13 protein-coding genes are annotated in these 15,430 nt (G+C 27.0%); 3 read left to right on the top strand and 10 right to left on the bottom strand.

The window, feature by feature from the left end; translation table 11 throughout:
- Positions 1–6 precede the first annotated feature (6 nt).
- The 9 genes from FBF06_RS05825 to FBF06_RS05780 all read right to left on the bottom strand — a co-directional run bounded on the left by FBF06_RS05825 (position 7) and on the right by FBF06_RS05780 (position 11,849).
- A complete protein-coding gene (locus tag FBF06_RS05825) occupies positions 7–1,803 on the bottom strand; it encodes a putative toxin (RefSeq protein WP_153886020.1) in 1,797 nt (598 codons plus the stop codon).
- On the bottom strand, positions 1,796–2,710 hold the full coding sequence (locus FBF06_RS05820) for an ankyrin repeat domain-containing protein (RefSeq protein WP_168977577.1): 915 nt from the start codon (positions 2,708–2,710) through the stop codon (positions 1,796–1,798). The genes FBF06_RS05825 and FBF06_RS05820 overlap by 8 nt, the downstream gene beginning before the upstream one ends.
- 65 nt (positions 2,711–2,775) lie before the next feature.
- Positions 2,776–5,424 carry a contractile injection system protein, VgrG/Pvc8 family gene (locus FBF06_RS09840; protein ID WP_248276703.1) on the bottom strand — a complete coding sequence of 883 codons (2,649 nt, stop codon included), beginning with the start codon at positions 5,422–5,424 and terminating at the stop codon, positions 2,776–2,778.
- A gap of 149 nt (positions 5,425–5,573) precedes the next feature.
- Entirely contained in the window at positions 5,574–6,482 is a 909-nt protein-coding gene (gene tssG / locus FBF06_RS05805) for a type VI secretion system baseplate subunit TssG (protein ID WP_002779653.1), read from the bottom strand.
- On the bottom strand, positions 6,479–8,200 hold the full coding sequence (gene tssF, locus FBF06_RS05800; protein WP_002779654.1) for a type VI secretion system baseplate subunit TssF: 1,722 nt from the start codon (positions 8,198–8,200) through the stop codon (positions 6,479–6,481). Before tssF ends, tssG begins: the two co-directional genes overlap by 4 nt.
- Positions 8,197–8,589: a type VI secretion system baseplate subunit TssE gene (gene tssE, locus FBF06_RS05795; protein WP_002779655.1), complete on the bottom strand. Its 393-nt coding sequence runs from the start codon at positions 8,587–8,589 to the stop codon at positions 8,197–8,199. Before tssE ends, tssF begins: the two co-directional genes overlap by 4 nt.
- A gap of 2 nt (positions 8,590–8,591) precedes the next feature.
- Positions 8,592–10,046: a type VI secretion system contractile sheath large subunit gene (gene tssC / locus FBF06_RS05790; RefSeq protein WP_057041281.1), complete on the bottom strand. Its 1,455-nt coding sequence runs from the start codon at positions 10,044–10,046 to the stop codon at positions 8,592–8,594.
- 1 nt (position 10,047) lies between these two features.
- Positions 10,048–10,533 (bottom strand): type VI secretion system contractile sheath small subunit, encoded by a 486-nt coding sequence (gene tssB, locus FBF06_RS05785; protein ID WP_002800584.1) that lies wholly within the window; start codon positions 10,531–10,533, stop codon positions 10,048–10,050.
- Positions 10,534–10,601: 68 nt separating this feature from the next.
- The gene (locus tag FBF06_RS05780; protein WP_052813920.1) at positions 10,602–11,849 is read right to left on the bottom strand and encodes a type VI secretion system domain-containing protein; all 1,248 of its coding nucleotides are present in this window, start codon (positions 11,847–11,849) and stop codon (positions 10,602–10,604) included.
- 125 nt (positions 11,850–11,974) lie between these two features.
- Between FBF06_RS05780 and tssJ the strand changes: the two genes are divergently transcribed.
- From tssJ to icmH, 3 genes are read left to right on the top strand one after another with little or no spacing between them, the layout of a single operon-like run.
- Positions 11,975–12,421 (top strand): type VI secretion system lipoprotein TssJ, encoded by a 447-nt coding sequence (gene tssJ, locus FBF06_RS05775; RefSeq protein ID WP_002779659.1) that lies wholly within the window; start codon positions 11,975–11,977, stop codon positions 12,419–12,421.
- 9 nt (positions 12,422–12,430) lie between these two features.
- The gene (tssK, locus tag FBF06_RS05770; protein ID WP_002779660.1) at positions 12,431–13,828 is read left to right on the top strand and encodes a type VI secretion system baseplate subunit TssK; all 1,398 of its coding nucleotides are present in this window, start codon (positions 12,431–12,433) and stop codon (positions 13,826–13,828) included.
- On the top strand, positions 13,825–14,598 hold the full coding sequence (gene icmH / locus FBF06_RS05765; protein WP_002908498.1) for a type IVB secretion system protein IcmH/DotU: 774 nt from the start codon (positions 13,825–13,827) through the stop codon (positions 14,596–14,598). The genes tssK and icmH overlap by 4 nt, the downstream gene beginning before the upstream one ends.
- Before the next feature lie 249 nt (positions 14,599–14,847).
- Here icmH and FBF06_RS05760 read toward each other — a convergent pair whose 3' ends face one another.
- Positions 14,848–15,363 carry an Hcp family type VI secretion system effector gene (locus tag FBF06_RS05760; RefSeq protein ID WP_002779662.1) on the bottom strand — a complete coding sequence of 172 codons (516 nt, stop codon included), beginning with the start codon at positions 15,361–15,363 and terminating at the stop codon, positions 14,848–14,850.
- Positions 15,364–15,430 lie beyond the last annotated feature (67 nt).

Below are 15,430 nucleotides of genomic sequence, written 5' to 3'. Positions count from 1 at the left end.
TTTCCTTTAATTTTTTTGTATTTGTTTGTTTTTGTTTAATTCCTCTTCTATATTAGCAGAATTATTTAAATTTAATCTTTTTATGATAATTTTATTAGGTGCTGCTCCTTTTATGTGATGTAGATACATTTCTTTAAATATTGTTTTTATGCTTCTGTGAGCATGTCTGTGGTAGATAAAGCCTCTTCTTGATCCCCAATCATACCGCTCATCAAATTTTGTAAGATTTTTGGTATTTGTTTCATAGCCTTTCTTTTTTTTGTCATCATGATTTTGGATTTCTTTTAATTTGATTTCTTTTTCATTTTTTACAGTTACATTGCCTCCTGCTATATTCTCTACCAATTTAGTATAGTGATTGCATATAAATAAATAATCAAGCTCATATTCTCTAGCCAGTTTTAACTCAAAGCTTATTTGTTCTGTTAAAGCTTGATCTTGGACATTTTTAACCTCTACTAAGGTAGGGTAATCATTTAGCGTTACTAAAAAATCAGGTATGGTATGATTAAAACTATGGGTATTAAAATTAGCATCTATTTTTCTTCTATTAGATAAATACCTAGTTGATCTTTTAGTAAAAAGCATAGAAGCAGCATATTCACCTGCATCTCCTATATCTTTTGAATTGATATTTTTATTTTTTTGTTCTTCTTGGTTTTGATTTTTTTTAGTCAGTTTCTTTTTCTTGTTATCATCAGTGTTATTTTTATTGGCATTACTAGCTTGTTGAGGGTTTTGAAGATCTTTGATTGTTTTTTTATAATCTTTAGCTTTATCTTGATTTCTTTGTAAAAATTCAAGCCTGCCTAGTAGGCTTAGTTCTTTAGGTGATTTGTTTTGTTTATCTTGTAATTTACCTATTTTCTTCTTTAATTCTTGCTTATCTCTAATAACATCTTTTAAACTTTTATCATCTTTAAGCAATATTTTGGTTATTTCATCTGCTTTTTTTCCACAAGCTTTTTTAATAGCTTGTGCTTGTTGTATTTTATCATCTTCTGTAAATTCTTTATTTTCATTTAAGGCTTGTAGGAATTCTTTAGGGCTTTGCAAAGTTAAATTAGGATTTTTTATTTTAGCTATATTTCTTTGAAAGCTTAAATCTATATTTTTTTCTCCCTTTTTTCCTTTTCTAAAATCAGTAACCACAAAGCCCTTATCTTCTAAAGGCACAGGATCAAAGTGTAATTCTTCGTTTTTATCTGAAGATACTAATCTTGGTATTAAAACATAAATTCCTTTTTCAAAGCATTTATCAAAAAATTCTGCTCCAACTTCAGCTATGCCATTATTTACTTCAAAGCCATCACCGCATCCTAGTTTTTTATTTACACTGTTATCTTTGTTATCTTTACTTGTATAAACATCATAAAATACATCATAGTCTTTAAAACTTTCTGTATTTCTTGATAAAGGCTTGGCTTCTCTTTCTTCATAGGCTTTATTTAGCGTATCAATATTCTTCTCACCAAAATAAGCATTGATTGCATCATTTCCCTTTTCATCATTGCTAAATAATACATTTTTACTTTTTTCTTCTTTTTTTCTTGTTTCTTCTTTTGCTTTTATTTTGTTTTGCTCTGAAGTTTTATCAATATCTACAGTTTTTCCATCCTCATCTATAAGATAAATTTTAGATTTGCCTTTTTTTTCTATTTTTTTCACTTCTTTTCCATTTTGTGTTTGCAAATGAAAAGGACTGTAAAAACATAATTTACAATTTTCTAATATATAAACTTTTTGGAATTCTTTGATATGAAAATTTATTTTAGCAAAGTCAATTTCTATTCCCTCATTCACTTTCTTTAGCCTTTTTTATAGCATCGTTTAGTAATTTACAATATTTTTCCATATAGCTTTCATCTTTTTCGCACTCTTCACTATCCCAGTATATATTGTATTTTTTGTCAAGTTGAGCTGAAGTCATTGCTCCTGCATCTTTTAAAAGCTTTTTATTTCTAGATCCTTTTGCATTATCTAAAGGAGATGTTGGGGTAGCAAAATTCACATTAGCTCCAAGTTCAATTAAAAGCTGTGTAACCCTATAGGTTTCTGCTTCTTTTACAGCTTCAAATAAAAGGGTTTCATTGTATTCGCTTTTTGGATCAAGCAAGGTTTGCATATCTACATTAGCTCCTCCTTTAATAGCTAATTCTAATAATTCATAATTATTTTGCATAACCCAAAAATGCATAGGAGTCCAACCAAAGCCATCTTTATGCACTTCAAATTTAGCTCCACGATTGACTAGATACTTAATGATTTGAGAATTTGGATTATCAGCATTGAGTATATAATCATAGATTAGGGCGTTTTGATAAATAATGGTATCTTCTACTTCTTCCATTAAGATGTATTTTTCATTAGCTTCTTTGATATATTTCATATCATGAAAAGCAAAGTTATATTTAGGATCTTTTAAACTTAAACCATACTCATCAAATAAATAATCTAAAATAGAAAAATCATTATTATTTTCTTCACAAGCATGTGCAGCTCTTATTATTAGATTAAAAGGATCAAATAAAGGAAAGTCTCCATCCTCATCTTTAATATTAAGCTCATAACAAGATATTTTTACAGGATAATCCTTTAAAATATCTTTTAGCTTAACTAAATCATTATTATCTATAATTTCAAGAACTAAATCTTCTAATTCATCTTTTTCTTGATAGCTCATAGCTTTGATATCTTCTAAGGTTTTCATTGTTTTTCCTTTCTTTGTAAATTGGGTTTTTTATGATTTTAGTTTTAATTTTAAGAAAATTGCTTTTAATCCGCTCTTAAATCACCTCCTTTTACTCTTAAACCTTTGCTATCTATAATCACTTGTGTTGTTCCTACTTGGAGTATAATTTTATCTTTTGTTTGTGTAATAGTTGTATTTCCTACCCTAGAAACGATTTGTTTTTGTGCTGTTAAAACACTTTCTTGATTTGCCATAGTATTTACATTATCAGCTGTAAAAGAGCAATTTTTCTTGGCTTTAAAACTAATAGAATCATCAGCTTCAGCTTTGAAATACTCATTTGTTTCTATGCTTAGATCTTGTTTGGAATAAAATTTTATACTTTGATTGGTTTGAAGCACATAAGAACCTTTTATGGTTTCATTTTTGTTATGTCCTATTCTTTGGATAAAATCATTTTTGATATCTTGCTCTAGATTGTTATTGATTATTACTCTTTTATCGTTTCCTATCTTTTCTTCGTGGTTTTGTCCGATATTGACTTCATTGCTGATTCCTACATTTAAAGTATTACTTAAGCCCACATTAGTATCTTTAGAAAGTAGGGTATTTTCTAAATATTCAGCTCCTACATTGACATTTTTAAAACCTATGATATTTTGCATATGTCCTAAAGTAATAAATTCGGTATATAAGGCTCCCACTTCTGAAGTTTTATTATTTTTTATGGTTTGCTCATAATTATTACCTATTTCTTCTTTATAATCTTTTTGTGCTAGGATATAAATTTCTTCTTTGTCTTTGTCGTTTTTTAGGGTAATTTCATTCCTTACTCTTGCATCGGTGTTATCCACTCCTACTGTGGAATTAGCCAAAGTAAGATAATGATTGTTTATAGAGCTTAATTCATAATTAGTATTTTCTTGAAGTTTTAATGTATCTAAACCTTTATCAATCATAGCAGGAACTACGCTTAAATAACTCAATGCATTTGTAGCGATTTCTCTTTTATATCTTGGATAATTATATTGGGGCATTGTTGTAGCCCCATTATATAAACTTCCACTTACATAAGGTTTATCTATATCATCATCTAAAAAAGAAATAATCACTTCATCTCCTATTCTTGGAGTATGAAAAAAACCTGAATGATTGCTTGCTATATGAGAAGCTACTCTTAAAAAAGGAGTGTGATGATAAGATTTATAAGTATTGCTTGATAAATTAGAAGAATTTATATCTATATCATTTGCAATAAAAGTATCATTATCTAATTCTTCTTGATTGGCATAAAGATTAATCCTTACCTTAACCCTTCCATGCTCATCAGTATAAATAGTATTTCTCTCACTTTCTATATCCTTACTCTCTCCTATAACAATACCTTGAGTGCTATTAGGAGCTTTAGGTTTAGCTTTAAAACTTGGAGTAAAAATAATATTCTTTTTTAGTAAAGTTAAAGTATTAGAATAAGATTTATTTAAATTTAAATCTTTTAAATTTAAATGATCATTAGTATTAATAGAATTAGCTAAGATGGCATCATCAATTAAGATTTGAGTATTAGCGATAATAATAAAGTCTTTAAGCAAAGAAGCTTTATCTTGTTTTTCTTCATCTTGATTTTTTATTTCTTCTTGATGATTAAACTCCTTATAATTTAAAGTGATAAAATCTCCTAAGCTAAGATGATAAATATTACTTTTTGCTAGTAAGCTTTCATTTAATACTAAGGCTCTTTTTTCTTTAAGAGAAGGCTTAGTCTTTAAATCAATGCTTTTTGTAAAAGAATATTCACTCTCATAAAAATGTTCATTATAACAAGCTTTGTTATTAAGTTCTTGTTCATAAGGAACTTTACTAGAGTGTAAAGATAAAAGATTTAAAGGAGTATTGGCATTAATACTAGAATGTGTAAAAGAATTAGTTCTTAAGCTTTGCTCTTTATAAATAGAAGAAATACAAGCTTGATTTAAAATATTATTAATATTAGGATTATACTCAATTTCTTTATTTTTTACATTTTTATACACATCACAAAAATAAATAGTGTTCTCATCTTCATAAAAAAAGATTCCATTATTATGGCTTAATCTTGTAATAAAGTCTAAATCACTTTCATTGTATTGAGAGATGAGTTCTTGTTCTTCATAATTAAAATATATATTAGAATAATCAATTTCTTTATGTAAGATATCTTGATAAAAACCAAGGGTTTGTTTAATCACTTCTATAATATTAGTATGAGTATAAATACGATTGGCTTTATTTAAAGAAAGTCTTATCAAGACTGATTGAAGCTTAAAAGAAAAAAAATGCTTGTATTTTATTTGCTTAGTATTTGAAGTGCTATCATTAATATTTAAAGCACTTTCATGATTAATACCTAGATATTTTATATAAGTGATAATTCCCTTATAGTTTTTTACTTCATTGTTATCAAAGTTTAAGGTATTATTCTCATAAGGATTATGGATACTTAAAATAGCTTCTTGATCGATTAAAACATTAGGATGAAAATTAAAAGTTGTAGGGGTGCTTGGATGAGATGAAGCATTGGTTAAAGTATTTAAAGAAAATAAATCTTGTTCTAAACTTTCAAAAAAGCCTTCACATTCTATAGAAAAAAGCTCTTCAAGACTTTCTTTGATGAGGGCTTTAGTGATTTTAAAGGGTAGGGGATTTGAAGTAGAATTTGATATATTAAGACTCATGTAAGAATTAAGGGACATTGATGATCCTTTGGGGTTGTTGATGATTAATAGCCTATAAGCTTATGTGATTTATTTTAGCATAAAGTGGGTAAAATAAAGTTTATTTTAGGGTATGGTTTATGGGCGAAGAGAGGTTGTGATTTTTTTAAACATATTTTTGTGTTAGCTTATTCACATAGTTTCATATATACTATTGTATATTTTTTTTGCGTATTACCTAAAATTTTTGCCCAACCAAGTTTGGCAGTATTTTCTTCTCCTAACACAAACTTCATTTCTGAAGAATAGTTGATTTTAAGATATAAATCAACACAAAATTCATTATTTGTTAAAAACATTATGCTATTTTTTAAATCATCGTGTTTGGTTCCATTGGGCATAAATTTAACCGCTTCTTGATATGAAATATCCTTTATATAGATCGCTATTTTGTTTTGATAAGAGATAAATTTATCGCCCAATATAAAATTATTTCCTAAAATATTGTTCTTTATTCCTAAGTTATTTTTTTGCGAATTTGAAATTAAAATTTGATGGGGTAAATTTTCAATAATTGATAATTTATCCTTAAGTTTAAAATTGACTTGTAAAACTCTTTCAATGTGTGTTTTAGGTCGTCTTAAACTTAGTAGTAAAGGTGCAAATGGTAAATATTTTTTTGCAATATCGTATTCTTTAATTCCCAACATGCTAAATAAAATTTTTGAAATAGAATCTTTAAAATTTTCATTAAAAGATCGTGGATAATTTTTTAAGCTTATTACATCAAAAAATATCCAAAGCAAATAATGATTAAAGAAATCAAAGAATAGAGTCCAACCTTGGTCGCCATCTTCATTTCTTGACAGTTTATCTAGCATAAATGAAGGAAGTTGTGAAGAGACTCCATGTAGCCCCATGAAATTTATAAACAATTCTATAACTGATTGTTCGTGTTCTGAAAAAATGATTTTTTCTATATCTTTATTTGGATGTTTTAAACTTTTATTTGTTCTTAAAAATATATTCTTTCTTCCATAGTCTTTTTCTAATTTTTTTATTAATTTAAAAAAACTATATGAAGTAAGATTATTCATATTAAAGCTTTTTTTCCAAAAGAAGCAGGGTAATGTAAAATTTCTTTTGAGTCAAGGCATCTTATTTTTAACTCACAAAAGGAGTTAATACTAGCAAAAGAAGCTAAAAATTTAGATATAATCAATCCTAATAAATATACCTCGCCTAAAGTGTAAAACTTCGAATCTTTAATACTAAAAATAGCTAAGGTCCCTTTTTTTGTGATATTTTCATCTATTAAATAAGTGCTTTTACTTTGAATATCGATTATAGATTCTTGCAAAAGCTTATAAATCTTCCAATTTGATTGATTATCTAAAAAGCTATAGCTTTCCAACACACCAAAAAAAGCTTTTTTGCTCAATATTGTTTGATATGAAAAAGATAACACAGAAACAAGCTTCCATAATAAATTACCATCAACACTACATCTTCTTGTTTCGCTTGGAATTTCCACATTTTTGGTATCGACACCTTTTAGATCGCAGGTATTAATATCACCTATTTTTAATTTTGAAGGTAAATCTCCATTGGAGCACAAAAGATCAATACTTATAGTTTCATCCATTATATAAGAGGAAAAGAAAGAAATTTCGCTAAATACTTCTCCTTTGGAATTCTTTTTAGTATTTACGCTATAAAAATCCTTTTGATTATCTTTTAAAAATTCAAAGCGTTCAAAACTTTTATAGTTTTTTAATAACCTTTTGCCGCCTTCACTATTATGTGCTTTAACCTGTAGTGTCTGTATGATTTCGTAAGCTTTAGGTTGGCTTCTATCCACAAAAATTCTATAACTATCTTTTTTGTGATTATTTATAAGAGGTTCTGCGCTTTTTGTAAAGATATTGATAATAGGTGTCATGCTTAAAGAAAGTAATTCTTTTCTAAAAATACAATTTGCAGGAAATGGTTTAGAGAATTTAAATTCAATATTAATTGTCTTTCCTTGACAATTATTTAAAATATCCAAACCATTGATTCTTAAAAAATTAAATTTATGTGGCATGAAAAAATATTCTCTTAGTAAGGAAAATGCTTCAAAACCTAAATCATTATAAGATAAACTACTTTCATCTGGATTCAATCCTATTTTTTCAATATTATAGGTATTAAGAAAAAATTCTTCATCAGTATCTAAACTTTGAATTTTTAATTCTTTTAAATAAGAATGCATGTATAATAATAAAGTACTAGACATATAGGTATCATTGCCTAGATATAAATTAATTTTTTCCAAACCCAAATCACATATTTTTGTTTCTGCCTTATTGACTTGCAAAGTTAAATTGAAAGTATAATCTTGATTTTTACTAGATATAAAAACTTCGCTGATGGAGATAGAATAAAGATAAACATCATATACTGTTTTAAATTCACAAACACATTTGTCTATTGGTTTTGATTTAATAAGAGTTCCTTTGGGAATAATTAAATTATTTTCTTTACTATTTTGTTCAAATTTAAATTCTTGCATGCATAAAGAAGGTAAAGGATTTGTATAATTTGGAGAAACAATATTAATCAAAGATTCTGCAATGTGTGGTATATTTTCATCAAGCTCTTGATGGATTTTAGAGCTTAAAATAGCTAAATTTTCAATAATTCTTTCTATATCAGGATCTTTGCTATCATATGCCAAAAATGGTGTTAACTTTGGATAATTTTTTATAAAATACTCTCTTTTTTCATATAGATATTCAAGCTCTTTTTGATAATAAAAAATATTATCCTTCATTTAACCTCGCAATATCTATTGTTTTTAAAGATGATTTCTATATTAAATTCTTTAAAACGATCATCCTGAAAAAAACATTTTACAATAAAAGAAAGTTGCCAAGGACTTAAATTATTATCATAAGTGATAGAAACTACACATATTCTTTTTTCATAGTTATCAATTAGTTTTCTTATTTCCTTGGCCATTGATACGCATAATTCATTAGAGTTAAGATTAATATCAGCCATATTAGGCATTCCTAAATTTTTTACAGCATAACAATCATTAATTTTTGCATTGAGCAAAACCTTTATATTGTTTTTTACATCCTCAAAATCATTTTGATAGAATGGAATATGAATGTTTTGCTCATCTAAATTATGGATTAGTTTATCTAGCAAGGACATTATTATTCTTTATCTAATTTTCCTACTAAAGAAAGTTCAAAATTACCGCCCATATATTTAAAATGAGGTCGGACACTTAGCCCTATTTTATACCATCCTGGCTCTCCTGGTATATCACTAACTTTCACTTGTGCTGCTCTAAATGGACGACGACTTCTTACTTCAGAAGGCGGATTTTCTTGATCGGAAATATATTGTCTAATCCATTCATTAAGTCCATTTTCAATATCGCTTCTTTCTTTCCAGCTCCCTATTTCTTCTCGTTGTAAAACCTTTAAATAGTGCGCCAATCTTGAAATTAAAAAGATATATGGAAGTTGAGTTCCTAATCTGTAATTTGTTTCAGCTTCTTTACCTTCTGGGGTATTTTGAAATAATTTTGGTTTTAACGGAGAATTTGCTGAAAAAAATGCTGCATTATTACTATCTCTTCTTAATGTTAAAGTTATAAAACCTGCTTCAGCAAGTTCATACTCTCTCCTATCTGTAATCAAAACTTCTGTAGGTATTTTTGATTGTATAGTTCCAAAATTTTCATAAAGATAAGTAGGCAGATCCTTAACAGCCCCTCCACTTTTTGGTCCTATAATATTTCCACACCATCTATATTTAGCAAAGCTTTCTGTTAATCTTGTACAAAAAGTATACGAAGAATTAGCCCACAATAAATGATTATGCGAAGCATGAACATTTTCTTTATAGTTAAAGCTTTTAATAGGGTTTTCTTCAGGATCATAAGGGCTTCTTGCTAAAAATCTTGTCACTAGTAAGCCTGTATATTTAGAGTCTTCATTTTCTCTAAAAGTTCTCCACCTTGTATATTGAGGACCTTCTAACAAACCTTGCAAATCTTGAATATTTGCAAGTTCAGAATAATCATCAAGCCCAAAAAATTTTGGTCCAAAAGATGTTAAAAAGGGAGAATGACTCATAGCCGCAATACTAGCCATTTTATTTAAAAAAGTCATATCAGGACTTGCTGATCCAAGTTGATAATCTCCAATGATTGCTCCTACAGGCTCTCCTCCAAATTGTCCATATTCTGAAGAATATATATTTTTATAAACAACGCTTTGTGTTATATCCGGATTGTTTTCAAAATCCTCTAAAGCTTCTTCTTTTCTTATATCAAATAGGTCAATTTTTATATTTTCATTAAAATCAGTTCTTTCAACTAGAAATCTAAGTCCACGCCAAGTAGATTCAAGTTTTTGAAATTCTTCATTATGTAAAACTTCATCCATTTGTTTTGAGAGTAAATAATCAATATGGGCTATCATTTCATCAAGTGCAAATTTATTGATTTTTTCTTCAGCATTGTCGCTTTTTACAATTTCTGAAATAAATTCAGCAACACCTCTTTTAGCAATACTATAACTTTCATCGGTTTTAGAGTATTTGCTTTTCTCCATAATTTGTTCAATAATTGGCATATCAACTGCTTTAGTATTTGCCATCTTAATTTCCTTGCTCTTCTTGTTTAATTTCTAAAAGTAATTTTTCTTTAGTTTTTTCATTTTTTAACGCTTCTAAAACAGCTTTTCTAAAATCAGGAATATTACCCATAGGACCTTTTAAAGCCATTAATGCTTCTCTTAGCTGCAATAATTTGTTTAGCTCGGGTATTTGTTTAGCTAAGCTATCTGGAGAAAAATCCTTCATACTAGCAATATTGAGCTTAACATCAAGCTCTTCAGCTCCTGTTCCAAGAGTGTTTTTTACGCTAAAACTTGTTGTTATATTGAGTTTTCTCATGACTTGATCAAAATTAATCTTATTAATTTGCAAAATTTCTCTTTCCTCTAAAGGAGTTTCGTTTTTTCCTTTTAAATTTGCCATTACCATTAATTTTAACGGCAACTCCACATCCTCATTTTGTCCATTAGTTTTAGCTTTGTATGTAATATTAATCCGCTCTTTTGGAGCATAAGATCCATCTGACATTTAAAATCCTTAAAAACAAAATTTTTAGTTTAATAATTATATTAAAATTTACTAAATTTAATCTTGTATCACTTAATTTTACTTTTTGCGTTTTCGTATTCTTCGGCTAGATAATCTTTTAGTAGAGTTTTCTCCATTAACTCTACTAAGTATATATTTAAAATTTTAGAGTTCTTTTTCATTCCTTTTGACTCAAAAATTTTTACCATATCTAGCAAGGAATTAATATTATTCATAATAGAATTATTAAAATTTTCTTTATCAATATTCATCAGCATTTGCTCAAAATCTTGTAGTGTATGTTCTTTGTCAGTTTTTTTACTTGAAAAAAAACTTTTTTTATTTTCTTTGGATTTAACAAAATATTTATAAACTTCTTCTTTGCAGATAAAATCACCATTTTGAAAACGGAGAAGTTCAATAGTATCAAATTTAGAAATAAAATCACTTGTTAATATTATAAGAATGTCTAATTGTTTATTTTTTTTCTTTTTTTCTAAAAAATCACAAAAGAGTTGTACACCCTCTATCCAAAAAGGATTTAAAATAAGTTCATGCATAAAACATTTAATATGTTCTATATCATTTTCTTTATCAGAAAGTAATATGCGAATTATATCTGCATCAGGTTTTCTTATTTTAGTAATTTTTTCATTATTACATTCAGGCAAACACCTGATTTTTCCCCACATTGCTTGGGTGAATAAAGCGTAGATATTGAGATTATTTTCATCCTCTTCCAAAAGCTCAAATGCAAGTTTTTGATAAAAATTTTTATATTCTCTCTCGTTTAAAGAGTTAATATTATCGCTTCTAATGTTTACAGATACTTGAGTTACAGGAGATTTTGGAAGTTGTGGTGCAACTTGAGCAATTTCAATTTTTGCAAAATTGCAAGATAGTAAATTTTCAAATTCGGAAAATAAAGTAATAAATTGATTAACAATCTCAGATGATATAAGCACTTTTGTTTTATTGTATTCTTGAATAAAATTTTGAATAAAAATTTGAATTTTTCGCTTTTGAGCTAATATATAAGCATTATTTTCATCTATAAGTTTTTTTAAATGTTGAAAAAGAAGCAAAAGCTTTTCAAAGCATTCTTCATTGTTTAAATTAAAACACGATAAAAGAAAATAGTTGCAAATTTTAAAATCTAAAGAATGATTTAATAATATAAACTGAGAATATTGATAAACTTTATCCCAAGAAATATTTTCATGGTTTAAAGTCTTATATTTTGACATCTCATCTTCAAGTAACTGAAATTCTTGTAGTTCATCTAAATTATTTTTCAATTGATCACAAAAATACATTTAATTCCTCCAAAAATTTGCCTCATTATAATTAAATTTTAAAAAATATTATGTTAATTTTTTAAAAAAATTACTCAATTAATCATAAATTATATATTCTAAGATAGAAAGGATACTTTAGTTTCATGTTTTGTAAAAAAAGCTTATTTTTTTTATTGCCATTATTCTTTTGCGCTTGCTCAAGTGTTGTTAGCGTTAAGATAAATAATGTAGAGAATTCCAATCTTAATAATAGACATGATGATGTTCCTGTTACGGCTATTGTATATCAACTTAAGGATATTAAAAAATTTGAAGAAGCAAGTGATATAGATTTGGCTACTAGAGAAGAGGGGGTACTAGGCAAGGATAAACTTGATTCTATTAAAACGCAAATTGCACCTAAAGACAATATTATCGCGGTTAAAGTAGATGAAGAAGAGGTTCCTTATGTAGGCATTCTTGTATTATTTGCAAATAATACAAAAAAAACAACAAAAATATGGGCAAAGACCGAAGATGCAAATGGGTTTGGGAAGAATAAGTATTTAAAATTTGAAATATCCAAAGAAGGTATCAAAAGAATTAAATAGGAATAATATATGGCAAATAAATTAAAAGTTGCTTGGTTTGATGGACTTAATATTGGACAAACCCATTTTGAGCAGCAAGAAAGATTTTTTAATAGAAATATAGATCTTAAAACTATAAATATATATAGTAATTTATATGGAATAATAGACTTGGAATTTTCTCAAGAGATGTTATTGCAAGGAAAAATTGCACTTTCTAAAATTTCAGGTATCGCACAAGATGGAAGCATTTTTAATGCACCTGAGCAAGATTTGTTGCCTGAGCCTATTGAAATCAATTATGAATCTTTAATTGATTCAGTTGTGGTATTAAAAATTCCTATCGGAGTTACTGATATTGCTGATTTATCTTTAAGAAATACTTTTCCAAATTCAAAGTTTATATGTCTTAGAAATAGTATTGCTTTAAGAAATTATGATGATTCAAAATCTAATGTAATGGACAAAATTGAAGATGAGTACGAACTTGAAAATCTGACTTTTACACAAGAGAAAAAAGATTTACTTCTTGCTAGTTTAAGATTAAAACTTGGCATTTTAGGTAATTCAACTCCTGATGAACTTGAATTACCAATTGCAAAAATTAAAAATATTGATATCAATAAAAAAATTGAATTAGAAAGTGATTTTATACCCACTTGCTTAAATATCAGCAAAATATCTACCATAAGATCCTTTTTGGAAGAAATTATTTTTTCAATCAATCAACATAAAAAAGTTCTATCTAATGTTTTTAAAGGAATCGATCAAACAAAAAATACATTGGATTTTAGCACTTTTTTATCCCTTAATCTTTTAAAAAAATGGTATTTAATATTTTCACATCTATCAAAAAAAGATAAAATACATCCTGAATTTTTATACGAAAAATTTTTAGAATTTCAAGGAGAGCTTGCAGCTTTTAGCAACGAAGAATCTTTTTTAGATTTTATTCCTTATAAACACGATAATCTTTATAATACTTTTTTAAATATGATGAATAATCTAAGATTGTTATTTTCTAAAATTACAAGCCCTAAATATTTTATAGCTAAGACCAGTATTAACGGCAATGGTTTTTATGATTTTATTTTTGATAATTCGGGAATTTTAGAAGAAAGTGAAATTTATTTCGCAATTCGTGCAGATGTTACTACAGAATATCTACTTAATAATTTTAAAATTCAAAGCAAGATACATACTCAAAGTAAAATTAAAAATATAGTCGCAACTCAGCTTGAGGGCTTAAATGTAGATCAAGTACCTAATGTTCCATCTAGCATTCCTTATTTAAATGGTTATGTTTATTATAAATTAGATAAAAGAGATCAACTGTTTAAAGATTTTAAAAATGAAAGTATCATTAGTATGTACTTGACCAACAATATAAAAAACCCTGATATTATAATGTGGGCGGTATTTCAATGAAAGAAATAAATGAAGAAAAAAAGGCATTAAGCTTACTTCTTGATTCAGATTTTGATGGTTTAAAAAACAATAAAATTATTGATTATTCTTTGGAGTTGCTTTTGCTTTCTTATAGACTTTCAAAAATAAGCTCTATGGATACAAGTAGTATTAATCAACTTAGAGAAACATTGATTAATAAAATTTTAGATATAACCGCTAAACTAAGTATGTGTAAAGAATATGATGAAAAAGAAATTATTAAATTCAAATATTGTCTTTGTGTCTTTATAGATGAAAGCTTAATGAAAAATGAACTTTTTATTAATTTTTGGGCTCACAATACTCTAACTGTAAGGTTATTTGATGAAACTTTAGGTGGAAATAATTTTTATGATATTGCATCATCTTGGATTAATAACCCTTTTAAGTTTAAAGATTTTTTGGAATTTATCTATGCTTGTTTAATTCTTGGTTATAAAGGAAAATATAATGAGACTAAGGATAGAGATGAAAAAATAATTCATTTTTGCAATAATATTGCCACATCTTTAAAACCGGTTTATAAGATAGAAGAAGAGTTAGCTTTTAATAAAGCATATAAAACTGGTTTGAAAGAAAATATTTGGCAAAAATTTATAAGATTGTATTTTAAAAAACTTATTATCGTTGTGCCAGTATTGATTATATTAGGAGTATTAAGCTATGCAATTTTCAATTTAGAAACAAATAATCTTAAAGTGGATAATAATATATCTGTATTGATAAAAAATTTAACACATATAGAATAAATATACTAAATTTTTAAATATCAATTTATTTGTTATGAGTAAAATTAAATAAAAATTATTTTACAGCTAGAATAAAAATCAAATGCAAATCTAAAGGATAAAAATAATATAAAAACAAACTTTAATTATGCAAATTATTAGTACAAATAAGTATAAGGTCGTATCATAATTATGCCATGGATATAATTCACGATACAATCCCAACTATAATTATGTATTTTAGTCAGGATTATTTAAGATAAATTATAATTAAGCTTTGCCCTCTCTCCAATCATCACTTCCGCTAGTTCCAGCAGCAGTATGTTCCCAAACTACTTTTCTATAGCTCATTGAAACTTTTAAAAGCTCGGTTTTATCATGATTACTTGACTCTTGCGCATTTGGCATTATTAATTCAATATTTGTAATAATTGCATCTTCCAATTTTGTAGTAAAAAAATGTTCAGATCCGCCACTTGTTGCGGTTCTAAACCAATGAACTTCGACTGTTGGAAGTCTTTCTCCTTTGGTAAGTGCATTATATAGCAAAGGCACAGATTTATTTAATGAGCAAGTAAAAGAAAAAGGCTTATGAACTCTTTGTCCAGAAGGTTGTCCGCTTTGCTGATCAACAGGTACGGTTACAATATGAGATACCTCTTGAGCCATGATTTCATCTTCATGACCCGATTTATATCTATTGCCAATACTCGCTTCAGTAGATGCACCGCTTGAAATCAAACCTTGTGTGGAACCTTCAATTTTTATAAACGCTGGTTCAGCCATAAAAAAACTCCTTTAATTTTTTTTAACATTCAAAATTGTATCATTTTAATCTTAATCTATTAAATTT

Source organism: Campylobacter sp. CFSAN093227, assembly GCF_012897855.1.
Lineage (GTDB): Bacteria > Campylobacterota > Campylobacteria > Campylobacterales > Campylobacteraceae > Campylobacter_D > Campylobacter_D jejuni.
This window is presented reverse-complemented; position numbering and strand designations above follow the sequence as displayed.

Bases quoted from the DNA above. Each gene is read 5' to 3' on its own strand.
- FBF06_RS09840 (WP_248276703.1), bottom strand. From the start codon at position 5,424: ATGTCCCTTAATTCTTACATGAGTCTTAATATATCAAATTCTACTTCA.
- tssG (WP_002779653.1), bottom strand. From the start codon at position 6,482: ATGAATAATCTTACTTCATATAGTTTTTTTAAATTAATAAAAAAATTA.
- FBF06_RS05780 (WP_052813920.1), bottom strand. From the start codon at position 11,849: ATGTATTTTTGTGATCAATTGAAAAATAATTTAGATGAACTACAAGAA.
- tssK (WP_002779660.1), top strand. From the start codon at position 12,431: ATGGCAAATAAATTAAAAGTTGCTTGGTTTGATGGACTTAATATTGGA.
- FBF06_RS05760 (WP_002779662.1), bottom strand. From the start codon at position 15,363: ATGGCTGAACCAGCGTTTATAAAAATTGAAGGTTCCACACAAGGTTTG.
- tssJ (WP_002779659.1), top strand. From the start codon at position 11,975: ATGTTTTGTAAAAAAAGCTTATTTTTTTTATTGCCATTATTCTTTTGC.
- tssB (WP_002800584.1), bottom strand. From the start codon at position 10,533: ATGTCAGATGGATCTTATGCTCCAAAAGAGCGGATTAATATTACATAC.
- tssC (WP_057041281.1), bottom strand. From the start codon at position 10,046: ATGGCAAATACTAAAGCAGTTGATATGCCAATTATTGAACAAATTATG.
- icmH (WP_002908498.1), top strand. From the start codon at position 13,825: ATGAAAGAAATAAATGAAGAAAAAAAGGCATTAAGCTTACTTCTTGAT.
- tssE (WP_002779655.1), bottom strand. From the start codon at position 8,589: ATGTCCTTGCTAGATAAACTAATCCATAATTTAGATGAGCAAAACATT.
- tssF (WP_002779654.1), bottom strand. From the start codon at position 8,200: ATGAAGGATAATATTTTTTATTATCAAAAAGAGCTTGAATATCTATAT.
- FBF06_RS05820 (WP_168977577.1), bottom strand. From the start codon at position 2,710: ATGAAAACCTTAGAAGATATCAAAGCTATGAGCTATCAAGAAAAAGAT.